At 42.4% G+C, this 26,538-nt stretch carries 23 protein-coding genes; 19 read left to right on the top strand and 4 right to left on the bottom strand.

The features are described from left to right. The first annotated feature begins 290 nt into the window (after positions 1-290). On the top strand, positions 291-536 hold the full coding sequence (locus MHI14_RS14735) for a hypothetical protein (protein ID WP_341130629.1): 246 nt from the start codon (positions 291-293) through the stop codon (positions 534-536). A gap of 284 nt (positions 537-820) precedes the next feature. On the opposite strand, the gene MHI14_RS14730 is transcribed toward MHI14_RS14735, so the two are convergent. After that, positions 821-1,840, bottom strand: a complete 1,020-nt coding sequence (locus MHI14_RS14730; RefSeq protein ID WP_341130628.1) for an alpha/beta fold hydrolase — start codon at positions 1,838-1,840, stop codon at positions 821-823. A gap of 145 nt (positions 1,841-1,985) precedes the next feature. On the opposite strand from MHI14_RS14730, the gene MHI14_RS14725 reads away from it, so the two are divergent. The 11 genes from MHI14_RS14725 to MHI14_RS14675 all read left to right on the top strand — a co-directional run bounded on the left by MHI14_RS14725 (position 1,986) and on the right by MHI14_RS14675 (position 14,080). Continuing rightward, positions 1,986-2,894, top strand: a complete 909-nt coding sequence (locus tag MHI14_RS14725) for a LysR family transcriptional regulator (RefSeq protein ID WP_341130627.1) — start codon at positions 1,986-1,988, stop codon at positions 2,892-2,894. 65 nt (positions 2,895-2,959) lie between these two features. Next, positions 2,960-3,676, top strand: coding sequence for a class I SAM-dependent DNA methyltransferase (locus MHI14_RS14720; RefSeq protein WP_341130626.1), 717 nt, complete (start codon positions 2,960-2,962; stop codon positions 3,674-3,676). Between the two features lie 272 nt (positions 3,677-3,948). After that, positions 3,949-5,880, top strand: coding sequence for a fructose-1,6-bisphosphatase (locus MHI14_RS14715; protein ID WP_341130625.1), 1,932 nt, complete (start codon positions 3,949-3,951; stop codon positions 5,878-5,880). Between the two features lie 191 nt (positions 5,881-6,071). Next, entirely contained in the window at positions 6,072-6,959 is an 888-nt protein-coding gene (locus tag MHI14_RS14710) for an RCC1 domain-containing protein (protein ID WP_341130624.1), read from the top strand. Between the two features lie 366 nt (positions 6,960-7,325). Continuing rightward, a complete protein-coding gene (locus tag MHI14_RS14705) occupies positions 7,326-8,543 on the top strand; it encodes a DNA polymerase IV (protein WP_445670367.1) in 1,218 nt (405 codons plus the stop codon). Next, positions 8,540-8,887: a YolD-like family protein gene (locus MHI14_RS14700; protein WP_091029881.1), complete on the top strand. Its 348-nt coding sequence runs from the start codon at positions 8,540-8,542 to the stop codon at positions 8,885-8,887. The genes MHI14_RS14705 and MHI14_RS14700 overlap by 4 nt, the downstream gene beginning before the upstream one ends. Position 8,888: 1 nt before the next feature. Beyond that, positions 8,889-9,257, top strand: a complete 369-nt coding sequence (locus MHI14_RS14695; protein ID WP_091029878.1) for a hypothetical protein — start codon at positions 8,889-8,891, stop codon at positions 9,255-9,257. Between the two features lie 119 nt (positions 9,258-9,376). After that, a complete protein-coding gene (locus MHI14_RS14690) occupies positions 9,377-10,852 on the top strand; it encodes a spore germination protein (RefSeq protein ID WP_341131704.1) in 1,476 nt (491 codons plus the stop codon). Positions 10,853-10,855: 3 nt separating this feature from the next. Next, a complete protein-coding gene (locus MHI14_RS14685) occupies positions 10,856-11,950 on the top strand; it encodes a GerAB/ArcD/ProY family transporter (protein ID WP_341130622.1) in 1,095 nt (364 codons plus the stop codon). Further along, complete coding sequence (locus MHI14_RS14680; protein WP_091029873.1) at positions 11,947-13,074, top strand: Ger(x)C family spore germination protein; 1,128 nt, start codon at positions 11,947-11,949, stop codon at positions 13,072-13,074. Before MHI14_RS14685 ends, MHI14_RS14680 begins: the two co-directional genes overlap by 4 nt. Before the next feature lie 172 nt (positions 13,075-13,246). Further along, positions 13,247-14,080, top strand: coding sequence for an SPL family radical SAM protein (locus MHI14_RS14675; protein WP_091029871.1), 834 nt, complete (start codon positions 13,247-13,249; stop codon positions 14,078-14,080). A gap of 192 nt (positions 14,081-14,272) precedes the next feature. Here MHI14_RS14675 and MHI14_RS14670 read toward each other — a convergent pair whose 3' ends face one another. Next, positions 14,273-14,629 carry a winged helix-turn-helix transcriptional regulator gene (locus MHI14_RS14670; protein ID WP_036613919.1) on the bottom strand — a complete coding sequence of 119 codons (357 nt, stop codon included), beginning with the start codon at positions 14,627-14,629 and terminating at the stop codon, positions 14,273-14,275. 518 nt (positions 14,630-15,147) lie between these two features. On the opposite strand from MHI14_RS14670, the gene MHI14_RS14665 reads away from it, so the two are divergent. Continuing rightward, on the top strand, positions 15,148-15,567 hold the full coding sequence (locus tag MHI14_RS14665; protein ID WP_091029868.1) for an ester cyclase: 420 nt from the start codon (positions 15,148-15,150) through the stop codon (positions 15,565-15,567). Between the two features lie 133 nt (positions 15,568-15,700). On the opposite strand, the gene MHI14_RS14660 is transcribed toward MHI14_RS14665, so the two are convergent. Beyond that, the gene (locus tag MHI14_RS14660) at positions 15,701-17,011 is read right to left on the bottom strand and encodes an amidohydrolase family protein (RefSeq protein WP_341130621.1); all 1,311 of its coding nucleotides are present in this window, start codon (positions 17,009-17,011) and stop codon (positions 15,701-15,703) included. 166 nt (positions 17,012-17,177) lie between these two features. Here MHI14_RS14660 and MHI14_RS14655 point away from each other — a divergent pair, with 166 nt between their 5' ends. Together MHI14_RS14655 and MHI14_RS14650 are read left to right on the top strand one after the other, a co-directional pair. Beyond that, positions 17,178-17,606 carry a MarR family winged helix-turn-helix transcriptional regulator gene (locus MHI14_RS14655; protein ID WP_091029863.1) on the top strand — a complete coding sequence of 143 codons (429 nt, stop codon included), beginning with the start codon at positions 17,178-17,180 and terminating at the stop codon, positions 17,604-17,606. 262 nt (positions 17,607-17,868) lie between these two features. Beyond that, positions 17,869-18,237 carry a nuclear transport factor 2 family protein gene (locus tag MHI14_RS14650; protein ID WP_289389288.1) on the top strand — a complete coding sequence of 123 codons (369 nt, stop codon included), beginning with the start codon at positions 17,869-17,871 and terminating at the stop codon, positions 18,235-18,237. 248 nt (positions 18,238-18,485) lie between these two features. Here MHI14_RS14650 and MHI14_RS14645 read toward each other — a convergent pair whose 3' ends face one another. Continuing rightward, positions 18,486-18,743 (bottom strand): GlsB/YeaQ/YmgE family stress response membrane protein, encoded by a 258-nt coding sequence (locus MHI14_RS14645; RefSeq protein WP_074095306.1) that lies wholly within the window; start codon positions 18,741-18,743, stop codon positions 18,486-18,488. A gap of 197 nt (positions 18,744-18,940) precedes the next feature. Here MHI14_RS14645 and MHI14_RS14640 point away from each other — a divergent pair, with 197 nt between their 5' ends. The 4 genes from MHI14_RS14640 (at position 18,941) to MHI14_RS14625 (ending at position 26,331) form a co-directional block, all read left to right on the top strand. Further along, positions 18,941-20,593 (top strand): extracellular solute-binding protein, encoded by a 1,653-nt coding sequence (locus MHI14_RS14640; protein ID WP_341130620.1) that lies wholly within the window; start codon positions 18,941-18,943, stop codon positions 20,591-20,593. A gap of 74 nt (positions 20,594-20,667) precedes the next feature. Beyond that, positions 20,668-22,506 (top strand): sensor histidine kinase, encoded by a 1,839-nt coding sequence (locus MHI14_RS14635; RefSeq protein WP_341130619.1) that lies wholly within the window; start codon positions 20,668-20,670, stop codon positions 22,504-22,506. A 3-nt stretch (positions 22,507-22,509) separates the two neighbouring features. Beyond that, the gene (locus tag MHI14_RS14630) at positions 22,510-24,081 is read left to right on the top strand and encodes a response regulator transcription factor (RefSeq protein ID WP_341130618.1); all 1,572 of its coding nucleotides are present in this window, start codon (positions 22,510-22,512) and stop codon (positions 24,079-24,081) included. A gap of 201 nt (positions 24,082-24,282) precedes the next feature. Beyond that, complete coding sequence (locus tag MHI14_RS14625; protein WP_341130617.1) at positions 24,283-26,331, top strand: glycoside hydrolase family 16 protein; 2,049 nt, start codon at positions 24,283-24,285, stop codon at positions 26,329-26,331. Positions 26,332-26,538: the final 207 nt, after the last annotated feature.

Raw genomic sequence — 26,538 nt, 5'->3', positions numbered from 1 at the left:
AGAGTGAGCCTCGTGCTAATCTAACATGATTTTCTCGTTAACCATCTGATAGTAATACTCATCCATCTGTTCTGCCGTAACATCTTCTTCAAGATGATATATCCACCACTTTTGAACAACAATCCTTAGCGGCAAATTTTCCATCAGTTATTCAAAACTATTTTAGGAAATATCTTAAAGGAGAAAAATTTTTGTTAAACTAAGGGTCAGGTTAGTGTAATTTCCCATTTTAGTTAACGTTATAATATAAACAGAGTTCAAGACATGAATACAATAATGGAGGGGTAGGATTGAACAAGTATGTGTTACATATAGTTGCAAGTGTAATTTGCATATTGTTACCTGCTGTTGGTCTCTTATATGTTTTGTGGGATAGCCACCAACCCAAAATAGGACCTGTAGGAGACGGAAAACAGAATTATCCTTCAATATCTCAATGGATATCTATTGGCTCTTCTTTTACTCTTGGAATAGTTAATTTACCTCTTTCCATAATTCGATATAGACAAAAGGCTAAAGAAGATATTAAAAGTTAATGCTTTATAACGCTAACGGGCAGGATAGATGAATTTTGTGAATATACGCCAGGTATGCAAACGATAAAACATAAGTTTAACTTTTAAGATTAAAGACATGCTACGGTCTTCAGAATTCGCAGAATTCGTCAAAGGAAGTACGATCGCAGAATAAAGAGGTCGAACCAGTAAGTACTGGTGACCTCAAATACGATCAGTCAGGTTATGAAATCATGAGAGAAATAACCGGGCTAAAGAACACAGAATCTTGCTAGGCCTGACAGACATCCAATGCAGATGACGATCTATTCATTAGTGTTAAGTGACAACAAGTGTTTTAGATTGTCATCAATACATTGATTATCGGCACTGTTGATTCCACGACCGGCAAAATGGCCCCAGATCGATTGGATTGGTTTCAAGACAGCATTAGGTATACGCTTAGCCTCGTATTCATTATCTTCCGCTGTGCAGAAGAGATCCGTGCTTCCCGGCATGATACAGGCATAAGCTTTTATGCTTTGAAGTGCATTATCAAAGTCTCCGTTATAGGAGGGGTTTGCACTAATATCTGCATATTGGCCTGTCCATAACATGGCCAGAACATTATGCGGATCCATATTCATAAAGCTATTTTCCCAGACACCAGCTACAAAATCCTCCAATGTGTCAAATCCCATCTCACGGTATAGCTCTTCTCTATAAAATGCATGTGATAGTCCCCATCCTGCATACACCCGACCAACGGCACGCATGTCTGCAGAACTTAGTTGGTTTAATTTACTTGAGTCTAAGCCGACTGCAGATAGCAGCGAAGCCTTCACGCCTTCCAGCACCACAAATGTGTGAGGCCAAGGTTTGGCGATGCCTCCGAAAGGAGCGATTCGTTCAACCATCTCCGGGTAACTTGCCCCCCATTGAAATGCCTGAATGCCGCCCATTGACCACCCGACGACGAGAGCAATCTTTTGAATACCGAATTTTTCGGTCAGCAGTTGGTACTGGAATCGAACATTATCATAGATGGTTACCTGTGGAAAGTTAGCCCGATCAAATGGAGGAGGCGTGTTACTGGGAGAGGAAGAGAGTCCATTGCCCAGCAAATTGGGAACGATAATAAAATATTTCTCTGGATCCAGTGCCATCCCACTGCCAATAAGCCATTCATTCTGAACATGTTGATCCCCAAAAGCCGTTGGATAGACAATAACATTATCCTTCTGTTCATTTAATTTTCCGTATGTTTTGTAAGCAAGAAAAGCATTTGGTAACGACACTCCCGATTGTAAGAGTACATCACGCAAATTAAAAATTTCATAATCCATCGTATAGTCGCTCCCTTCAAAATGAAAAACCACAGGTTCCCTGTGATCTCTTGTACTCAGTATAGAGCTGTGATACTCTCAATAAAAGTGAATAGAATTCATAATAGCATTCAATAAAATTGAAAGATGAAGGGGGGATCATCAGATGGAATTGCGTCAACTGAATACGTTTTGTACGGTTGCAACAACATTGAATTTCACGCGGGCTGCAGAAGCACTGAGCTACGTTCCTTCCAACGTCACGATGCAAATCAAAGCATTGGAAGATGAGCTGGGTGTTCGCCTCTTTGATCGGTTGGGCAAGCAACTCGCGCTCACAACTGCGGGTAAACGCTTTTTAACACACGCCCAGGGCGTTCTTGAAAAAATGGACGAAGCTCGCAGTGCTGTCCATGATAATGAAATACTAAGTGGTACCTTAACGATAAGTGCGAATGAGGTTATTTGCTCCTATCGGCTTCCACCTGTCTTCCAACGGTTTCGTTCGCAGCATCCGGGAGTTCGTCTAATCTTCCGCTCAGTGCCGAACCAAGAACTCAAGCAAACGCTCTTTGAGGGAACCACGGATATTGTTTATATGTTGGATGAACCCATTCGTTCGAGTGGACTTTCCGTGGAACCTTTGCTGGAAGAACATTTCCGATTGTTAACTGCTCCAGATCACCCACTCGCCAAACGAACTGTGCTGCAATTGGAAGATTTTCATGATGAAGTGTTCCTGACAAATGAGAAGGGTTGTCCATATCGAACGATGTTTGATCGATCATTTGAGAAAGAGGGCATTGATAGCATTACATACTTAGAGTTTCAAAGTGCTGAAGCCATTAAACAATGTGCAATTTCAGGAATCGGTATTGCCTTTCTTCCTGAGATCGTCGCGAAATCTGAAGTTGAACGTGGAGAACTTGTTGTCCTCCCATGGCAAATTCCGGACTTGCAGGTAGATACACAGATGTTGTGGCATAAAGACAAGTCGCTTTCACCAATCATGTTATCTTTCATAGAAGCAACCAGGGAAGTTATTGGTTCACTGAATGAGACTAAAACTGTATAGTTTATGTATGAGGCATCAAACTGTTGAGCACAGTAAACGCTGTTGAAAGTGGGGAGACATTATATATGATTCCATTAGTATACGACCAGATTAACCATTGGGGAAAAGATGATGAATTTTTCCTTGCATTGTTAAAGAGATTAAAAGTAGAATTCATAGCTGATCTGGGCTGTGGAACAGGAAGATGGACTACTCATCTTGTTCAGTGCGGTTATAAAATTACCGCTATAGATCCCAATGAAGAAGCGATTGAAATGGCGCGAAGTAAAGATAATTCTGGAAATGTGAATTGGATTATAGGTGATAGTGCGGATTTACAAACCAATACCTATGATGCGGTAATTATGACAGCCAATGTTGCACAGGTATTTCTTACAGATGATAGTTGGAAGCGAGTAATCTCAGACGTATTCCGATCCCTAAAAAATGGGGGTCACTTTATTTTTGATACAAGAAACCCTTTGGTAAAAGTATGGGAAGAATGGGAGAAGGACAAAACTCCTGACTTAGCTAAAGATAGACTAAACGGAGATCCTTTAGAAATCTATACAGAATATGAAGGGTTTGAGGGAGATATTTACACTTTCTACGAAATGGTAAAAAATACAAAAACAGATGAAGTGTTAGTTCATGAAAAAATGCAGCTGAGGTTTCGAAATCAAGAAGAATTCGATGAGTCGCTGAAACAAATCGGTTTTTCAAAAATTGAAACATATGGTGATTGGGAGTTTAAAGAAGCAAATTCTGAGAATAGATCGTTTATTTTTCATTGTGTAAAATAGCAGTTAGTTAAAAAATGTCGAGGGACAAAAACATGATCCCACTGAAAGTCGCTATTTTAGCGGCTTTTTTATTTTATAACTCCAAAACATTGTTTCGTTCAAAATCCATTCAATGAAATTTGTTCATATATGATGAACTGGAGTATGATGGGGGAAGGCGATGCTGATAATTACCATATAATCAATGCCAAGTATAGAGTAATTTTATGTAGGTCTAAAGCTTTTGGACCCGGCTATACAACACCATACTTCCTTGAAGGGGGACATCTGTTTTGGATGAGCAGTTTCTAGATTTATTGGCCGAGAAATATGATACGGAAGAAAAAATCATAACAGAGATCATCAACCTTGAAGCGATCTCCAATCTCCCGAAGGGAACCGAGCATTTTGTCAGTGATTTGCATGGGGAGTTCCAGGCTTTTCAGCATGTACTAAGAAACGGTTCGGGTACCGTCAAAGAGAAAATCAAAGAATTATTCCGGAAGGTTTGGACGGATCAAGAAATCAATGATTTTGCGGCATTGGTTTATTACCCGGAAGAAAAAATACAGCTGGTTATAGGGGAACTGAGCAATAAACAGGCTTTGAACCAGTGGTATAGACTAACGATTGAACACATGCTTAAGCTTATTTCTTATGCCTCTTCAAAATATACGCGCTCGAAATTGCGTAAAGCTCTGCCGGAGCAATATGTATATATTGTAGAAGAGCTTTTATACAAGACGGATTCGACCAACAATAAGGATCCTTATTACGAGGAAATATATCGGCAAATTATATCCTTGGGCCAGGCGGACAATCTCATTATCGGCCTTGCTTATACGACTCAACGCCTGGTGGTTGACCATCTTCATGTGGTTGGAGATATCTATGACCGGGGGCCGTACCCCGATAAAATTATGGATACACTGATCAACTACCATTCTGTAGACATTCAGTGGGGTAACCATGATGTCCTCTGGATCGGAGCCTACGCGGGTTCTCTGGCCTGCCTTGCGAATATTATTCGGATCTGCGCCAGATACGACAATCTGGATATCATCGAAGATGTATACGGAATCAATCTGCACCCACTGCTAAACCTGGCGGAGAAATACTATGAGGACAATCCATCTTTCAGACCTAAGCTACAGGCTGGTCATAACCTAACGGAGCAGGAAATTCTGCAGATCACGAAAATTCACCAAGCCATTGCCATGATTCAGTTTAAACTTGAAATCCCGATTATCAAGAGACGCCCATACTTTAATATGTCTGAAAGACTTTTGCTGGAGCAGATTGATTACGACAAAAATGAAATCAACATCTGCGGTAAAACATACCTGCTGGAAAACACCTGTTTTGCAACCATAAATCCGCAGAAGCCTGAACAATTGCTGGAGGAAGAACGCCAGGTGATGGAAAAGCTGCTGTTTTCCGTTCAGCATTCCGAAAAGATGGCCAGACATATGAATTTTCTTATGAAAAAGGGTAGTCTTTATTTAAAATACAACGGGAATTTGTTAATCCACGGCTGTATTCCTTTGGATGAAGAAGGAAATATGGAAGAAATGCAGATTGAAGACAAGACATATGCCGGCCGTCAATTGCTTGATGTTTTTGAGGATTATTTACGTTACGCCTTTGCACATCCGGAAGAGACAGAAGATCTGGCGACGGATATGGTATGGTACATCTGGACAGGGGAATGCTCCTCGCTCTTTGGAAAGAGAGAAATGACCACTTTTGAACGGTACTTTATCCAAGATAAAGAAGCACATAAGGAGAGAAAGAACCCTTACTACCATTTACGTGAAAATGAAGAGATCACTCGAAAAATTTTGCAGGAGTTTGATTTGAATCCAGATCATGGACATGTCATTAACGGTCATACGCCAGTCAAAGAAAGTCGTGGAGAGAGCCCTGTTAAAGCAAACGGAAAAATGATCGTGATTGACGGCGGTTTTTCCAAAGCCTATCAGTCCACAACGGGCATTGCCGGATATACCTTGCTGTACAATTCTTTTGGCATGCAGCTCGTCGCCCATCAGAAATTTAATTCAAAAGAAGATGTGTTATGTAACGGAACAGACGTGTTATCTCTAAAAAGATTGGTGGACAAAGAACTGGAGCGGAAGCTGGTGAGGGAAACCAATGTCGGGGAGAAGCTGCTGCGGAAAATCTCAAACTTGAAGGATCTATTAGAATATCGCTACATGAAATGAAACGATTGCTAAAAATACACACCTGGATCAACCGTTTGAGTGCATTTGAAGTAAACGCTCGTATTGGGCAGGGAAGTAAGAATCCCCTGTCTGTGCGAGCCTTTCTTTTGTAACAGTACGATGTAACAACAAACTTTATGACTTACAGTTGAACTAACCGAGGATTTTCAATTGGTGGAGAGGAGGAAGATATGGGCTACAATTCACGGAAGGAAGCAGTGTTTGAGGCGAAACGGGTCCGTAACTGTACCATAGCGGCAGGTCGTCGTCATACCGTTGCTCTTAAATCTGATGGAACAGTAATAGCTGTGGGTGATAATAAATACGGTCAATGTAAGGTAAGCGATTGGTGCCATATCGTCGCAGTTGCGGCTGGTAATGTTCATATGGCTACGAACACCGGTAATGCACATACAGTTGGTCTTAAATCCGATGGTACTGTAACAGCTATCGGTTGGAATACGCATGACCAATGCAATGTAAGCGAATGGCGCGATATAGTAACCGTTTCGGCAGGTTGGTGCCGTACTGTTGGGGTTAAATCAGATGGCACCGTGGTTGCGGTGGGGCGAAATAATGAAGGGGAATGCGACGTGAGCAGCTGGCATGATATTGTATCGGTCACGACGGGTGACTGGCATACAGTTGGTCTAAAAATAGACGGAACGGTAACAGCCGTTGGTAACAATAAGTATAACCAATGTAGCGTAAACGACTGGGGCGACATATTAGCTGTTTCGGCGGGGTATTTTCATACTGTTGGGCTTAGATGGGATGGCACGGTAGTGGCTGTGGGTAGAAATAATGAAGGGGAATGCGACGTAAGCGGTTGGCGCGATATTGTAGCAGTTGCAGCTGGGAGTTATCATACCGTTGGTCTTAAGTCTGACGGGACGATGGTTGCTGTGGGTTCGAATAAGCATCACCAATGTGATGTAAGTGGCTGGCACGAAATTAGATCTATTTCTGCGGGGTGTGCCTATACAATTGGACTGAAATCGGATGGTACGATGGTTGCTGTGGGTGATAATGATTATGGACAATGTGATGTAAGCGGATGGAGTAGCATCCAACAATAAAATACTAAAAAAGCAGCAGCTGATGTCGGCTGCTTTTATTATTTGTCGCGGGACAAGAACATGGTCCAATTGAAGTCGCTAATTTAGCGGCTTTTTGTGCATTGGCTTTTGAATAGCACCCTTAATTACATATTCAAGTATTTTCGCATTTAAGTCAGGAAAATGAAAACTGTGTTTACAGGTGGGAGTTCAAATGATGGAGCAGCTGGTGTGACTTAGTATGATTTGAATCCATCACTTCGTCGTAGCCTAAATATAAATATTTACCTCTTGCATAAAGAACATGTGTTCGGTTTATAATATATACAAACATACGTTCTTAAAAGTACAGGAGTGATTTCAGTGTTGACTAAGCAACGAACCATTATGCTCATTGATATGCAGAGCTTTTATGCTTCAGTCGAAAAGGCAAAAATGCCTCAATACAAAAATAGACCATTAGCTGTCGCGGGAGACCCCGCAAGACGTTCTGGAATTATCCTTGCCGCTTGTCCACTAGCCAAAGCGAAGGGTGTATCTACCGCGGAACCACTCTGGCAGTCTCTTCAGAAGTGCCCTGAACTGATCATTGTGAGACCACACATGCAAGAATACATCGAAGTATCCACTCAAATCATGTCCATTATTGAGGAGTTCACCGATCTGGTCGAACCTTACAGTATAGACGAATTATTCGCTGATTTTACAGGGTCTATGCATCTATTTGGTAATGATCCAGTCGATTTGGCCAAGCAAATTCAAGACAAAATCTATAATGAAACAGGCGTATACGCGAGAGCTGGCATTGGTGAAAACAAAATCATCAGTAAATTATGCTGCGATATGATCGCTAAAAAAGCAGAGGGGGGCATTTTCCACTTAAAAAAAGAGGAGTTACACCTCCATATTGGAGATAAGCCCATCCGCGATATGTGGGGGATAGGCTCAAGAATGGAAAAACATCTGTGGAAGATGGGCATCCGAACCATTAGAGACCTGGCGAATACGCCTCTTTCCAAATTAAGAAGTAAGTGGGGTGTTAATGGAGAAGTCATCTGGCGAGTCGCAAATGGACTCGACAATTCGCCGGTAACCGTCAATACGCACAGTACACAAAAAGATATCGGAAACGGAATGACCCTGCCTAGAGATTTCACAGAGGCTTGGGAGATCGAAGTGGTTATTCTCGATATCTGTACAGAAGTATGCAGAAGAGCCCGGCAAAAGGGACTGATGGGTAGTGTCGTATCCGTAAGTGTGTCTGGAGCGGATTTTGACCACCCCACTGGTTTTCACAGGCAGGTTAAACTGTCTGATCCTACAAACATAACCGTTGATGTATGCAAGATAGCCAAACGCATATTCCATCAACACTGGGATGGGCAACCTGTGCGCCGTGTAGGCGTATCCCTGTCTCAATTATCCAACGCGGATACATATCAACTATCTTTTTTTGATGATCAAGAGCAGAAACGGGCCATTGATCAGGTGATGGACGACATTAAGGATCGATTTGGCGACATTGCCATTCTACGAGCGAGCTCCATTACGGCTGCGGGTCAAGCGATCGATCGAGCATCTAAAATTGGGGGGCAATATAAATGAGCAAAAAACTGGAGGCCAATGGATTATGGGAATCGAGCCGCATGATGCTTCCTCAACATAAAGAACGAATTATACAGCATCGAACTCAAATTCATTATCAAGCGAAACCACTGATCCATGAAGATGAGTGGGAGATTATTACTCAGAATATAGATATGTCGCTCAATTATACATTGCAAGCCACCTTTGAAATATTTACTGAGTCAGGCAATCGGTATATACACGGGATCGTCACTTCAGTCAGTACCTTTGGGAAGAAAATCAAAATTGAAATGGAAAATGGATTTGAATGGGTCGATTTTGATCAATTGGTCGCTGTAAAACTTGAAGAAGGAGGCGTATAAAATGCGACAGACTTTCGAGGAACTTTCACTCGTGAAGAGGGTGGTGGAGCTCCCTTATCTTTTAGGTGCTCTGGAGGTAGATAAGCATAAAATATACGCTTCAAACTTCAAAATGAAATCTGTGTATGTTGACTACCTGGACGGTACCCAAAAGAAAATTGCTTTAGAGATGTACAAATCAAAACAAAGGCTAAAGGAACATCATATTAAAATCATAGATGAAGTGAGATCTGAGCTGAGTTTAACGGTAGATTATTCGGTGAGAGGTTACATTCATAAAATGACATTATTATGGAGCAAAGTAAAAGTGGATGTAACCTTAATGCTTACTGAACATATGAACGTTGATATTACTGATTTGCTCAAATGAACATAGAAAATAAGATGTACCTGCGAACAAGCCGCGATGTATATCAAGAAGAATAATCGTCATAATAAGGAAATGTTGCTGTAAGAAGGGAGGTAAGGGTAGTGGATGATCAATCTGCCATGAACACAAAAGAGGAAAATATCACCAAAAGTTTGAACGAATCCTTGGGTAGAATTGAAGAAATCTTTACGAATACTCCCGACTTAATCATCCGAAAGTTAAGCATAAAACAGACCGGAGAACTAGCCGCTATAATCTATATGGAAGAATTGACAGATAAAGCGTCACTTAATCAAAATGTTCTTGCTCCGCTTCAACTAGAAACCGGAAATCCTTCCGGAGATTTCATTACAACAGTGGGTTATGTAAAACCTCACTCCAAGTGGGAAGAGCTCAGACTTTCCATTATACTCGGCTACAGCGTGTTATTTATTGAAGGAAGAAGTACTGCATACGCATTAGATACAAAAGGATTTCCGCAACGCGCTGTTGAGGATCCTCAGCAGGAGCCCTCACTGAAAGGGGCTCATCAAGGATTTATAGAGACAGGTTCTCAAAATATAGCCATGATCCGTCGTTATATTGCGGACAAAGAGTTAAAGGTGAAGCGGTATATTGTTGGGCAGCGGGGACAAACGCCAGTATCTTTGCTTTATTTGGAAGATGTGATCCAGCCGGACATCATTAAAGCACTGGAAGAACGGATTCAATCCATTGATGTGGATGCCATCATTAACACCGGAGAATTGGCTGAATTTATTGAGGACCAACCACTTGCGTTGCTTCCCCAAATGATTACGACAGAAAGACCGGATACGGCAGCTTCTCAAATACTGCAAGGCCGTTGTGTCGTTGTAGTCGATGGTTCGCCAAGTGTTCTGGTTGCGCCAGCTACGTTCATGTCTTTTTTTCAGACGGTTGATGATTACAGTTCCCGATGGTCCATTTCGTCATTCCTCAGAATATTGCGCATCTTTGCCTTTTTCATTGCTATTTTTTTGCCTGGAATTTTTATAGCCGTCATTTCGTTTCATTTTGAGATTATACCTTTGAAGCTCCTATTAACGCTTGGTGAGTCACGGGGGCAAGTTCCGTTCCCGCCATTTGTAGAGGCGATTATTATGGAAATAACACTTGAGATGTTAAGGGAAGCGGGAGTTCGCCTTCCAGCTCCAGTAGGACAAACTGTAGGAATCGTTGGCGGTATTGTCATTGGTCAGGCAGTTGTGGAGGCAGGGTTGATCAGCAATGTAATGGTTATCGTAGTGGCTTTTACAGCTATTTCATCTTTTATTATTCCCAATCAAGACATGATGGCAGCTGTACGCATCATGCGGTTCATGATGATGGTACTAGCTACTTGGTTCGGGTTTGTTGGACTGGTGGTGGGCATGATGAGCTTCATCGGTCGACTAATAACATTAAACTCGCTCGGTGCCTCCTATAGCACACCTATAGCTCCATTTAGGGCCATGGATTGGAAGGATACCTTACTGCGGGTACCGTTGTGGATGATGAACAACCGCCCCGCAAGCACGAATTCACGCCAGTCAAAAAGACAGGGTAAAAGCAGAGGATGGAAGGAGAATAAATAGAACATGAAGTCATTACGCCCGGTAACGATGCTTCAATTCATTCTTATTATTTCTTCTTTCCAAATCAGCGTTGCTTTTTTGTCTATTCCCAGAGAGCTGGCGAGGCATGCGGGAACAGATGGCTGGATGGTCATTTTCTTAGGATGGGGGCTGGCAACGTTAGCCTCCATAGCGATCGTCAAGTTGATGAAATATAGTCCAAACAGTTCAATACTCGATTTGATTCAGCGTTATATCGGCGTATGGGCAGCAAAATTAGCTGCTTTAATATTTATGTCCTATTATTTGCTTCTGGCGTATGACGGTTATATGATTGCTTCACTTGTCATTAAATTATGGTTATTGCCAAGTACGTATATTTATATTCTAGTCCTGCTGCTGCTCATCCCCACATTTCAGATTGCGCAGCATGGGTTTCAGGCCATCGGGCGATACAGCGAAATAGTCACCATACTCTCCATATGGATTCCGTTCATTTATGTGTCTACGTTAAGTCGTGCCCATTGGCTCTATTTATTGCCCATCTTTAAAGAGGGATGGTTCCCAGTTCTTTCATCCATCCAATTTATGATCTATCCGATGCTCGGCATCGGCCTGGTTTTGTTCCTCTATCCCCAACTAGTAAACAAAAAAAGAGCATTGCCTGCCATGATCATCTCCAACACGCTCACTTGCATCGTTTACTTGGGAATCACCCTGATTTGTTACGTGTACTTTAGTCCTGATGAGATCGGGGAGTATAATGACCCCGTGATTAGCATTATGAAGTCCATTGAATTTCAGTTTATTGAGCGCGTAGAAGTGGTATTTATCGCATTTTATCTGTTCGTTTTCTCTTGCATATGGATTCCCTCCATGTATCTTGTCTCGAGGTGCTCCGCGTCGCTGGTAGGAAAAGGTCAGGAAAGATACCATCTTGCAGTGTGGTGTATTGTCATTGAGATTAGCTTTTTCCTCTATCGGCCCAGCTTTATCGAATCTGCCCAAGTAAACTACGCACTCAATTACATTGGATTTATGATGGAGTTTGTTCTGCCCGCAGGCGTTCTTCTGTATGTAACAATCCGCAAAAAGATGGGAGGGGGGCAACGCACATGAGATGGGTCGGGAAATTCATTATCTCGGGTGTGTCCTGTATTTTATTGGCTGCGCTCGTAGGTTGCGCCAATGACAAAACCAATTTGGAAGACGCAACGGTTCCTTTGGCTCTTGGATTGGATGTCAAAGATAAAAAGCTCCATTATTATATATCTGCCCCTGTATTCAGTAAAGACATTCAAAAGAAAAGCCGCGAAGGGGGAGGGATAGCAGAAGGTTTAAGACAGTCGAGAAATCACCAGGATGCCCAATTTCCCGGTTCGCTTGCGGGACGTAATTTTCAAGTCATCATTGTAGGGAAACAATTGCTTCAATATAAGGATTGGTTTAAAGTACTTGATGTCATGTTCCGCGATCCTCGCAATACGATTACCGACCGCATCATTGCTTTTGACGGTCCTATGGCGGATATTTTCAATTTTCAAGCCAAAGATCAACCGCCGTTACCTTTATTTATAAAAGCGATTGTCGATTCAGGAAGCAAAAGTTCAGCTACGGTAAAAACAACCGCGCAGGAGCTACATAGACAATTGTATGATCGAGCGATGACGCCTTCCATCTCGGAAATCAAGATTGAAAATAATAAAATCATGTTAAAAGGAACAACTCTTTTATCCCGAAAAGGGGAGTACAAAACTTCCCTGACCTATCAGGAGACATCACTTCTTCACATTTTGAAAAATGAAGCTGAACCAGGGGTCAGTCTCACTTTTCCTGTTGATGATTTACAACAATCACTGCCATTTAACATCGACAAAGTGAGTTTTTCTTTAGGTGACATATCGGTAAAAACGAAATCCTCTCATGAAAATGGCAGATTTCAATTCAACATTAAAGTGAAGTCGATCGTAAGCATAACTGAAAAGTTTCTTGAATTTGAGCTTTTGGGAAATTCCGAGGAAATGGCAAATAAATTAAGCAAGGAAATGAAAAAAAGCATGGAGGCGCTTATTAAAAAGTGCCAAAACTATAATATCGATCCTTTCGGGTATGGTTTTTATGCCAGGGCATATCAGTATCCCTTATACAAGGAAGCACAGGCCGACTGGGGGAAAGAGCTGTCCCGAGCACATTTTGATGTGGAAGTTGATCTTCGAATCGGCGCCACTGGAGCAGTAGAATAATCGAGTTGAAACGGTTGTTTTGTTGTTAACACCCAATAGTTACATTCTGGTTCCTATCTAATAAAAATGTGCCTACTTTTCAAGTAGCATGAGAAATTTTAAGATAAAACTCAAGAGGAGAAGTGATCGCCAAGATGATAGATTGAAAAGTAATTGAGGGGATGGTAGCGTCATGCCAATTGAAATTAAAGACATTGTGTCTAAGAAAATATTAAGTGAAGTAAAAGGTTATCTAGATATTGGTTTTACTCATTCACTAAATCCCTATACGGGTTGTGCATTTGCTTGCGAATACTGTTACGTCAGAGAAATGCCTATTCAAAAGTTTAAGGATATCCCTTGGGGATCGTGGGTGGATGTCAAGAAAAATGCAGCAGAAAACTATCTAAAGGAAGTCTCTCTTCTAAGACGTAAAAATAAACCCATAAGTATATTCATGTCATCAGCCACAGATCCTTATCAACCTGTAGAGCAGAGGGCAAGCATTACAAGAAGCCTCTTGGAAGAAATGGATAAAAACCCACCAGATTCACTTCAAATTCAAACTAGAAGCCCGCTGGTTGCCAGAGACCTTGATATACTACTGAAATTAAAGGAAAAATGTAGAATTATGGTTTCCATGACAATCGAGACAGATCGCGAAGACGTGAAACGAATTTTTTCGCCCTATGCTCCTGGAATAAATTTAAGAGTTAAAGCCTTGAAAAAGATAAATGATGCAGGGATACATACACAAGTATCTATCTCCCCTGTGCTACCTTTTTCACCTAATTTCGCTAACATGTTACAAGGCATAACTGATCGAATTTGGATTGATACGCTACTGATTGGTGATGGTCAAATGGGGATGAGATCTGAGCGGTTAGGGATGCCACAATTATTTGATGTGAACGGCTGGGACAGATGGTACGAGAAAAGTATTCATCTGAAAGTCGAAAAATATTTTAAGGCGAGGTTTCCATCTGAAATAATTCATGTATCCAAAAACAGCGCATATCCATTTTGATTTTAACTAGCCATTCATTTTATGAGGATCGTGCCCATTTTTCTTCATGCAATAGAAATATTGCAACTGGTGTTCGAAGATCAACTTTCTCTTACGAATCAATGGAGGACGCATGAGTCCTCCATTGACTTAACTTGAAGATGTAGAGGAATTTATTCTATTTTGAAATGACCGTGGAGTAACAATTTGACATCATTCACTCTGATGAATATCGTTTGGAAGTTCATCATTGAGTTTCTGGTACCCGAGTCCCCATGTTTCCATAGAGAATATAATTGGTTTCAGTGAATTTCCTAAATCACTTAAGCTGTATTCGACTCTCGGAGGGACTTCTGCAAAAACAGTACGAATGACAATTCCATCCTCTTCCATAGAACGTAAATTTTCAGTGAGAACCTTTTGACTGATCTCAGGTATACTTTTACGAAGTTCTCCGAATCGATGAGTTCCCTTCAAAAGATCCCTCATAACCAATAACTTCCACTTGTTACCTATCAATCCAACTGTCGTAGCGACGGGACACAACGGCAACTCTTTTTTTGAAATCACTACATTATCACCTCCAATAGTTACTATTAGGTTCCTATATAACAAAAAGGTGCCTACTTTCAAAACAATACATTGCTTATATTATAATTCTGTCGATGAAAAATCAAATGAGAATGAATGAAGGGAGGAGGGAGTTTGCAAGAGAGTTTATGGATGCAACTGAGTGAATATTTTTGAATCATATGTTAACGTTCTTGAATTCTTGGAGACAGCATTTAAAGATCAGTTTATTGGCATTGATGGGTTCTACACTTATCGGAGTTACATTAGGTACCTTATCAACTACATACGGTCGTTCCGAGAAATGGGACCTAATGAATACAGTATCCGGGTTACAAGGTGTGTCCATGTCTTTACTTGAATCTGTACAAGGGATAACTTCTCTGCAACCTAAAGATAAAATAATAGTTACAAAAAGGTTCCTATGCAACATTAAGGTGCCTACTTACCAATTATCTAAAGTAGAGATAAAATTTAAGTGAAGGCATATGCTCACGAAAATAGAAAGGGGTTTAAATATGACGATTACAGAAAACAAACAATTGATGTATCGTTTCACGAACTTCATTAATACGGCAAGCAAAGAACTTGCTGAAGAGTTGATTGCTCCAGATGCTGTTTTTTATGTACCTATGCAAAAAGAACCAATGAATGGTCCAAGTGGTTATCTCTCCATAATTCATATGATGAGATCTGGTTTTTCCGATATACAATGGACTGTTAAGGAGCTGGTAGCAGAAGAGGATCTAATAGCAGCTCATTTTGTCATGAAGGGCACACAAGACGGAGAGTTTCTCGGGTTTCCACCAACGAGCAAAAAAATCGAAGTAAATGCAATGAATTTTTATCGGATCTCTAATGGCCAAATTATTGAAGAGTATGGTCAACCCGATATGCTTGGCTTGCTTCAACAAATAGGGGCAATTCCAAAAGCATAATTACATCTCATTGATCTGGGCATCGTTCCTAAAAAATTGGGAGTTGGATAAATAGATTAAAGTCGAAGAGGGAATGCATTTTGCACTCCCTCTTCTTAGTGATTTTACAATTAGGAAATATAATCTACTAGTTTTAGCCTAGTTTTTGCGAACCATTGAACCACACGGATTGGATTGACAAGGTATCTGAAATATTAGTGATTGGATCACCGTTTATGAGAATAAGATCAGCACGAGCACCTTCGGTAATCCGGCCACGATCATGTAGACCAAAGCAACGGGCCGGTTTGGAAGTAGCCGACTGAAGAGCTTCGATCGGAGTGAACCCAGCCTTCACCAGCAGCTGCATTTCGTGGTGAACACTGGCTCCATGAGCAAGGCCACCAAGGTTCGGAACGGGTACCGGTGCGACATCCGTCCCTACAAGAATATCAACTCCGGCACGGTGAAGATCCATCACATTTTTAAAGCTGTTCTCCATATTGCCTTGTGGGAATGTATTGAAGCTTGAGTTCAAAATATCGATCCAATCCGGACTTAATTTGGAATGAACTCGTGGATCATTAGCCAATTCCGATGCCGGATTACCAATAATTGATGAATTCAAAACCAAGCACGGTGTAACAAAAGCTCCAGAATCAGCTATGGATTTAACCAATTCGGACGTGTACTCGGGTCTGTCGATAAACAAGTGGCCCAAACCGTCGACTCCAAAATCGATGGCTGCTTTCGATGAAAGAGCCGTCAAAACGTGGGCAATGACCAACTTATCGAACTTGTGGGCTTCAGTAACGGCTGTTTTTAGAATCTCATCACTTAGAACAGGCAGGCCGGGTGCACCCATAACCGTTCCCTCTTCAATCATGATCTTAATATAGTCAGATCCATTCTCCAATTGGGTATGCACATGTTTGATCGCTTCTTCAACCGTCGTCACTTGAGGTATTTCGTCGTGATCGTGAGCGTAAGCGGCCAACATTGCTTCCCGGTCTCCCTCCGATAACTGCTCTAGTTCCTTTAATACGAATTCAGGTATTTCATCTCCATCAGGCAGTAATTCATCTGGGTGCCCACCAGGAGCGGTAATCGCTGTACCAGCAGATCGGACGTCTGCGATGTCATCGACATTTTTTAGCTGAATTTCGCGCCCTCTTTTAGTAAAATCGCCGTTCATTTCGAGTTCTGTTGTAACACCGAATTTTAAGGCATCTCGTAATCCGCCAATTGAGGTATGAACATGTGCATCAATCAGACCAGGTATTAATGTCGCATTTTCTCCATCGATAATTGTTGCGTCGCTTGGGATGTCTCCGCCCACTGAAATAATGGACACCCCTTTAATGACAATATGTCTGGGAACAATAACTTGATATCCATCAAAGATTCGTACATTTGTAATCGCCGTAATTTTTTCTAACCCAGCATTCTGATTTAATTTCTCCATCATAACTCCTCCTAATGTGTTTGTGATTCAACACTTCGGAGTATAACTGTTAGATATCTAACAGTCAATAGTCTAACTTTTGTTTGACAAGCCTACTGGGATCACTGTATATTTTAGCTACTTACAATTAGATTCCTAACAATTACAGAGGGGACGATGGACGGTCATGCATTCCCGAGAAGATACGCCTTATATGGATTTGTTTCAAATTATCGGTCTTAAGTTAAAGAAAAGAGCGGATGAGAGTATAAAAGAGCTAGGATTAAGTTCTCAACAAGGAAAAGTAATCGATTATATTTATGAGAATCAAGACAATCATATTATTCAAAAGGATCTTGCAGATCGGTTTCATTTGCGTGGGGCAAGCGTTACAAGCATGCTTCAAGGTTTAGAGCAAAAAGGTTTCATCGAACGTAAAATCCCGGCCAATAATGAACGGCAAAAAAATATTTATGTATTACCAAAAGCGGTTGACTTAATTGAAGACTTCAATAACTCATTTCAAAAAGTGGAGGATGAAATCGTTCAAGCCCTTAATGACGAGGAGAAGCAAATCTTAAAGAAATTACTGATCAAAATTAATGAACGCATATAACAGACGGGCAGGCAGAGGTAATCGGTGGCGTACTGGTTGGCTTTTTTTGTGGTTGTTTTACGATAGGGTGGAGCTGGCTGAACGTGGCGGCTTATGTTTATTTTGCCATGCACAGGATGAACGATTATCATTAATTAGTTTATAGTCGTTCGTTTTTTTCTTGTTTATTCATTCTCTTTTTTTCTGAATTAATTCATTTAATATAATAGATTCAAAACACTCGTCAAGAACTTCGCTTAATTAAAAAATAGAGGAGTAACTTATGAAAGAAGAAATTATAAAAAAATATTTCTCTATGTGGGTAACTAGAGATTTTACGTTTTTAGATATGTATTTTTCTGATGATATTATCTACCGCGAATGTTATGGAGCAATGTATGTGGGTATAGAGGAAGTCCATTTGTGGATCAAAAAAATGTTACTCAAGCAAGTTGTTTTAAAATGGAAGATTAAAAATATTCATCAAGTAAATGAAACCTTATTTTTTGTAGAATGGTATTTTAAAGCAAAAGAAAAACAACTTTATTCATTTGATGGGATATCAATGATTAGATTTGATGGAAATAAAATCCGATTAATAGAAGAGTATGAAGCTACACATGAAACTTTTAGACCATGTAAGATTGATTAAAGATGTCGAGGGACAAGAACATGTTCCTATTACCGAATAGGTGTATTCGTTATTTTGCACTTTAATTCATCAAGCTAACGGGAAACAATGTTCCATAAAACCAAAGGAGGCCGCCGATCAATAGGATCGGCGGCTTTATTCGACTACCGGGTGAAAATTATGCTTTGTGAAGAAGATTATACAAAGGTGGCGAAAGAAGCTTTACGTCAATATCTAATCAATTGGGAAAAACTTGTCGTCTCCGCCTGTTAACGTCTTCGGAACGCTCCACCGCGTGCCAGAGCATAGAAAATCAAGAGAGCAATGATCGACCCGACGATCGCGGGTATGATATGAAATCCACCCACCACCGGCCCCCTCGGTCCCAACAGTTCATACCCTAACCATGATCCAACAAAGCCAGCAATGATATTTCCGAGTACGCCTCCCGGCACATCCCGTCCAATCAGATTTCCGCTTAACCAGCCAATTAACCCACCGACAATAAGTATCCAGATTAGATACACGAATTGGTCTCCCTTCCATTGATTTATTACAAGTTATGTTTCGTTAGGGGGAATGTTGCGGATCATCTGCGAATCGACCACTAAACCATTTCCATTTTAATCCAAGGGTAGTAAAATCGGTTGTACCACCACTCGTATGAATGTGGTGCAGATGGGGATGGAGATGGCCAGTATAGAAAGGAGGCGCTCAGGTGTTCATGTTTCGAAGTCCTTTTATTTTAGCCTTGTTGATGATGTGTCTGATGTCAGGCTTGACTGCTTGTTCTGAGTCAGAGCAATCGGAAGATAAGGGTGCTTCGACAAAGGCTGACTTCACGGAGCAGATACAGAGCCTTAATCTGAATCTGGAAGAACCGGCATGGAGAATGGATACCACCCCCGTGAATCTAACGTGGTTCGTTGGAGCCGAATGGTACGGGCACACTTGGGGTGAGAGCCTGACTTCCAAATATGTCACTCAAAAAACAGGAGTCAATATCGAATTTGAAGTATCCACTGGTGAACCAAGCGAGATCTTATCACGGATGTTGACGACCGGTAGTCTGCCGGATTTGATAACCATCGGCTCCTGGGAGAGTGCGGTTAACAAACTTCGGGAGAGTAATAACATCTATGCCCTGGATGAGCTAGCCAACCAGTATGATCCTTACTTTTACAAGGTAGCAGGTGATGGTGCTCTACAATGGTATCGGCAGGAAGACGGCCATACCTATGTCATCCCCAATGATGCGTACAGTCCCGAACAAATGCGTTCAACCGGCTTGACGGGAGCGAACCAAACCTTTCTCGTACGTAAAGATCTGTATGAGTCGATGGGCAAACCGGACCTTACCACACCGAAAGGTTTTCTAAATGCATTGCAATTGCTGAAGAATCAATATTCTGTTTATAAAGGCCAGCTGATCAGTCCGTTTTGGGCACAGGGGAATGCATCCTATGGGATGACCGAATATTTGCAAAATCTGCTTGCGATCCCCCATGAACAGAATGGTAAAGTATACGACCGAATGACAGATCCCGATTATATTGAGTGGCTGAAAACATTTCGTATCGCTTACGAGCAGGGCCTGATTAATGTTGATTTTCTGGTCGACTCCAGTGTACAGGTTCAGGAAAAAACCAACCATGCCCAATATTTTATGATGATTCGGGAATGGACAGACATATCGGACCTCAATTCGAAATTGGAAGTCCTTACGAATCAGAGTTCATACTATATTGCTGTAGATGGACCCCGGAGCAGCAGGGGAGAATCCGCCAAACTGTTTCCCGGCAGCATGGATGGCTGGATGGTTACGATGATTAGCAGATCCACGGAAAACCCTGAACGAGCCATCCGATTTTTGACCTATCTGGCCAGTGAAGAAGGCCAACGGGATTTATTTTTGGGCAAAGAAGGTGAAACCTGGGCGATGAAGAACGGCAAACCGCAGTTGACGGCGGCAATGGTCCAGTTGCATGACACGGATAGGGAGCGGCTGGAAAAGGAATATGGCATTATGGATACCTACTGGATGCTGCGAAACCCTGCTTTTGTTAACAAGTGGAGACCTGAGAATGCTCCATCCATTAAGCAAATGGAGGAGTTCGCCAACCAACAGGCCGATCTGGACAGCGGCATCTATAAGGGACTAGATCCTATAGGGGATTCCGATATCGCGTTAGCCTGGTCACGTATTTCTCAGAATTGGGAAGAAGTGCTGCCAGAACTGATTACAGCGAAGGATGAAGCTGCCTTTGACAAAATTTTTGAAAATTTTCTGATACGTCGTGTGAATTACGGCTTTAACCAGGTGATGGAATATCGCCAGAATGAACTGGAACTGCGGAAAGCCAAGATAGCCAGATAAGCATTCCCTACTACATTGTTAACTAACAGCTAACTAGTAATATATGGTATAACAAAGGTGGTGAATACATCAGAATGAAATACCTGCTAACGAGATTGAGGAAGCTTTATCGCAATGCCCGTATATCCCAAAAGCTGTTTCTGGCATTTAGCCTGATGATTGCCATACCTGTTATTTTGATATCCTTTGTGTATATCCGCATGCAAGAAACCCAGCTATATAAGGACGCTATGGCAACGGGCAACAGCCACGTTTCATGGCTGAATGAACAATTACGCAGAAGAATGGACATGATTGAGAACGCTTCCAATACAGCCCTTACTCAAAAGTCATTTGTGGATTTTATTCATTCCAATATGCTTGTAGATGGATTACGTCTGGTGAAGTTTAAGCAAAACCAGTTTGAGCAAATGCTTAATATCATTCAAAGCAATGCGATGATCAGTGAGCTTAGCTTTTACGTCGATAACCCAAACTTGTATGAAATCTGGCCTGAAATCTATCATTATAAGAAATTTTGGCCGCAGGATTATTGGGTAAAGCTTCGGGACGAAGGTGGTGCGGCTTACCGTTTATTTTCTTTTAGGGAGGGTGAACACACTTTATCCTACTATCGTCTGGTTCGTCTTCAAGGGCAGGAACAAAAACGCCCTAGTATTATGGAAGTGCGAGTCCCGCACAGCATGTTTTTCAGCGACCTGCTCCAGGAGAGCAAGGGGGACTTCTTTTCGGTGTTGATGAACGCAAGCGATCCTCCCGAGTATGTTTACAATCCCCAGCATGAGTTTTCTGAGAAGTACGGGCAGGGGATGGAAGAGATCCTTGGCAGTATTCATCGCCAGCTGGATATATTGCCACAGAAACACCCGCTTCAGGTTAAGGTGGGAGATCAGAGCTTCTATGCATTGTATCGATACATCGCCCCGTTGAACACTTATGTGGTTGATATTGCTTCCCATCAGGCATTGATGAAGGGGCCACGCAGTTGGTATGCATTTGTGGTAACGATTACATTATGTGTATTGCTGCTGATTATGCTACTCGTATCCCAAACGACGCAGCGTATTTTCCGGCGGTTGGACAGCGTACTGGTATCCATGCGTCAGGTACGGAAAGGCGAGCTGGATGCAATGATTGATACAGGCCTTGATGAGAACGAAAGAGGGGATGAAATCGATGAGGTGGCGGTGAATTACAATAAAATGTTACATGAGGTCAAACGTCTAATGACACAGGTCGTGGATAAGCAGTTAATTGCCAAAAACGCACAGTTGCACTCCCTGCATTCGCAGATTAATTCTCATTTTTTATATAACGCCCTGGAATCGATCCGTATGGTGGCAGAGGTACAGAGGCAGCCTGCTATAGCCAATTCATTGGTGTCGTTGGGCTCCCAGCTACGTTACAGCATGCAGTGGCGTAGCGATACCGTTGCTTTTCGTGAGGAGCTTGCCAATATCCAAAGTTATATTGAATTTATCAACTTTATGGAAGGCGGCAGTATCGTTATGACGGCGGATCTTCCTCAGGAGATACTTCGCTACGCCATTCCCAAGATGTGTATGCAGCCCATCGTTGAAAATGCAGTTCATCACGGGGCGCCTTCAGGCGGCAGGGTAACTATAGAGATTACCTTTTCTGTGGAGAATGACAGTCTGCTTTTCATTAACATAAGAGATGACGGAAAGGGGTTAGAGCCTGAGATGTTACACCGTCTTCAGGCAGTACTGCGGAGCGAATCGGATACACCGATGGTTACTAGCAGGAGCGGACTTGGTTTGGAAAACGTGAATAAGCGGTTGCAGCTTCATTATGGCAAGAATTGTGGTCTTTGGATTGATAGTGTGCAAGGTGCATATACCTGCGTAACGATACGCTTGCCTTGGGAAAATGTAAATCTTGGAGGGTGGTAGAGCATGATTAATCTCCTGATTGTGGACGATCAAAAACACATTCGTGACGGCCTGCAGGCCATGCTGCATCAATTTCCTCTGGAGCTGAGCAACATATACTGTGCCGCGAGCGGGATTGAGGCGCTGTGCCTATTGCGGCAGCATTGCATTCACATCGTTATTACCGATATTATGATGCCGGATATGGATGGGTTGGCACTCATGGCTCAATCCAAAGAGGAATACATGGATGTGGAATACCTCATTATCAGCGGTTATAGTGATTTTACATATGCCCAAAAAGCTATCGGGCTTGGGGCAAAGGGCTACTTGCTCAAACCTTTGAAGCGAGAGGATCTGCAAAATTCCCTGGAGCATGTATGGCAAGAGATCCAGACACGGCAGGCACTTACGCATAATATGCAGCGTGTATCCCGTCTCGCCCAAGAGACCGATCGTAAAGAATTAAGAATGTTTATGCAAGGTGCGTTAAGTGATGACGCATGGATTCTTCAGATTGAGGAACAAAATGATGCGTTATGGCGTAATTATCGCCTAGCCCTGCTGCGGGAAGAAGTTTGCATGAACCAGCCCGGAACCAGCAGCGCCCATAGCATGGAAGCCATTGCTTATCGTGTGTTTGGTAGACAAGGTTGTATTTGCCTGCAACATCGCCCATACCTGATTCTTGCGGTGGATGCGTCCATAGATCCAAGTGTTTTGCCTGCAGCGCTCAAGGAAGGAAAGATCGATGCCATAACGGCCATGACGAACCCGATTCAGGGGTTAAAAGAACTACCCGACAGCTATAACCAAGTGCTTGAGCTCTATCGGCACAGTTACCTGTTTCCTGATCAGTCCAGTATCTTCCCAGCGCATATTGAGCATATGGAACAGCAGTGGCAACTTCCCTATGAAGACTTATATGAACTGTTCCAGTCGGTTGGAACAGATAACAGTGGAACAATAACGAAGGGTATTTCTGCAATATTTCACAAAAAGGTGCTGCAACGTTATCCCATTCGCTATACTCAACAGCTCTGCGCCGCCACTATTCAGATGATGGAGGAATACGAACGGGTTATCCGCCCTTATATGGGGGAAGAAAAGCTTGACCTTGAATCATTGCGTAACCTCTTTGATTATCCAGGGATGCGTGAGTATATACAAGCACTGCAACAGCAGCTGCTTCGGCTAAATCAGTTATATTATGACTATAAGTGCAGCTATCGCCATTCGCAGGATCTAAATGAAGCCATTCGTTTTATACACGAGAGTTACCACAAACCGCTGGACCTCGCGATGGTATCCAATCATATATCGCTTAATTATGCTTATTTTTCAAATCTGTTTAAGAAGAATATTGGTAAAGGTTTTGCTGAATACCTACGAGATGTGCGTCTGGATAAAGCGCGGCGGCTTCTCGCCGAAACCGACCATAAAATTGTGGAGGTGGCTGCTATGGTTGGCTATGAAAGCTACAAAAGCTTTACACGCGCGTTCCGACTTGTGATGCAGATCCAACCCACAGAGTACCGACAGATGATGCGGCAGAAGGCAGAGCACAAAGCTCATTCCTATAACGCTATACCATGAAACAGCATAATCAAACGGACCATCTCCCTTGTTAAATATGCCAATTGAATCAAAAGCCAAAAAAATGGGATACCACAAAAACAATTGTACCTTTTCAGCAAATTAACCTATTCGATAGAATAAAGATATTCCCACTTGTAAGCGATTTCCTTAATGCGCATGGATTGGGAGAAGCTATTATTCTATTAAAGGAGGGCAATTATGAAACCATCTCACTTTACGGCAAAAAAGTTTATGCAAAAGGTACTCGGTATGTTACTTGTAGTTGTGATGCTAGCTAGTATTGGCATACTGCCAGCTTCAAAGGTTCAGGCAGCGGGAACTACCGTAACCTCAATGGAGTACTTCTCACCAGCAGACGGGCCTGTTATTTCAAAATCAGGGGTTGGCAAGGCCAGCTACGGATTTGTTATGCCTAAGTTCAATGGAGGCTCCGTGACATGGAATGATGTTTACAGTGATGTAGGCGTTAATGTAAAAGTGGGCAACAACTGGGTTGATATCGACCAGGCAGGCGGTTATATCTATAACCAAAACTGGGGGCACTGGAGCGATGGCGGCTTCAATGGCTATTGGTTCACCCTCTCCGCAACAACCGAGATTCAACTGTACTCCAAAGCGAATGGTGTTAAGTTGGAGTATCAACTTGTATTCCAAAACATCAACAAAACAACCATCACAGCGATGAATCCGACACAAGGTCCACAAATCACAGCAAGTTTCACAGGCGGTGCAGGCTTTACATATCCAACGTTCAACAATAATCCTGCGGTCACTTATGAAGCTGTTGCGGATGATTTGAAGGTGTATGTCAAACCTGTAAACAGTAGCACCTGGATTGATATTGACAATAACGCAGCCAGCGGCTGGATCTACGATCACAATTTTGGTCAATTCACGGATGGCGGCGGCGGGTACTGGTTTAACGTAACGGAGTCGATCAATGTCAAATTGGAATCACAGACTTCTTCGGCTAATCTTGTTTATACCATTACGTTTAATGAACCTACAAGAAATTCATATGTCATTACGCCATACGAAGGAACAACTTTCACAGCAGATGCGAATGGTTCCATTGGGGTTCCGCTTCCCAAAATTGATGGGGGGGCACCAATCGCCAAGGAACTGGGCAATTTTGTATACCAAATTAACATCAATGGGCAGTGGGTTGATTTGAGTAACTCCAGCCAGAGCAAATTTGTATACTCCGGTAATGGGTATAACAATATGTCCGATGCCAACCAGTGGGGTTACTGGGCCGATTATGTCTATGGTCTTTGGTTCCAGCCAATCCAAGAAAATATGCAGATCCGTATTGGATATCCGCTGAATGGACAGACGGGTGGAAATATTGGCAACAACTTCGTCAACTATACCTTCATCGGCAATCCAAATGCCCCGCGTCCGGATGTATCCGATCAAGAGGATATCTCAATCGGGACGCCAACCGACCCGGCAATCGCGGGCATGAACCTCATTTGGCAAGATGAATTTAACGGAACTACGCTGGATACAAGCAAATGGAACTATGAAACAGGATATTATCTCAACAACGATCCCGCTACTTGGGGATGGGGAAATGCAGAACTGCAGCACTACACAAACAGCACTCAAAATGTATATGTACAGGACGGAAAGCTGAATATCAAAGCCATGAACGACAGTAAATCTTTCCCGCAGGATCCAAATCGGTATGCACAGTATTCTTCAGGAAAGATTAACACCAAGGATAAACTCTCCTTGAAGTACGGCAGAGTAGATTTTCGTGCCAAGCTTCCTACAGGTGATGGTGTATGGCCAGCACTGTGGATGCTTCCAAAAGATTCGGTATACGGCACTTGGGCTGCATCAGGAGAGATTGATGTTATGGAAGCGAGAGGCCGTCTGCCTGGATCAGTAAGTGGTACCATACACTTTGGTGGACAATGGCCAGGGAACCAGTATTCGGGCGGTGATTATCACTTCCCGGCGGGGCAAACTTTTGCCAATGATTATCATGTATACTCAGTAGTCTGGGAAGAGGACAACATTAAATGGTATGTAGACGGCAAGTTTTTCTATAAAGTCACTAACGAGCAGTGGTATTCCGCAGCTGCACCGAATAATCCGAATGCACCTTTCGATGAGCCGTTCTACCTTATTATGAACTTGGCAATCGGCGGAAACTTTGACGGTGGTCGTACTCCGAACGCCTCTGATATCCCTGCGACTATGCAAGTGGATTATGTACGAGTGTATAAAGAACAGTAATTTGCGATTTCGCGTAGAGCGAATGAAGAGCAGATGGAACAGATGCTGGGCAAACCGGAGAACCTGAAATCTCATACTCTAAAATTGGCTTACGACCGATTCCCGATATTTCTACCTGGGAATCGGTTGTTTAAATTTATACTTGATAATTTGGTTCATCGGAGCATAAATTCCGGACAGCGGAAGGCGTAACAGCGGTCAGTCCGG

The organism is Paenibacillus sp. FSL K6-2393 (genome assembly GCF_038002545.1).
Classification (GTDB): domain Bacteria; phylum Bacillota; class Bacilli; order Paenibacillales; family Paenibacillaceae; genus Paenibacillus.
The sequence above is the reverse complement of the archived record's forward strand: the minus strand, read 5'-3'. Positions and strand labels throughout refer to the sequence as shown.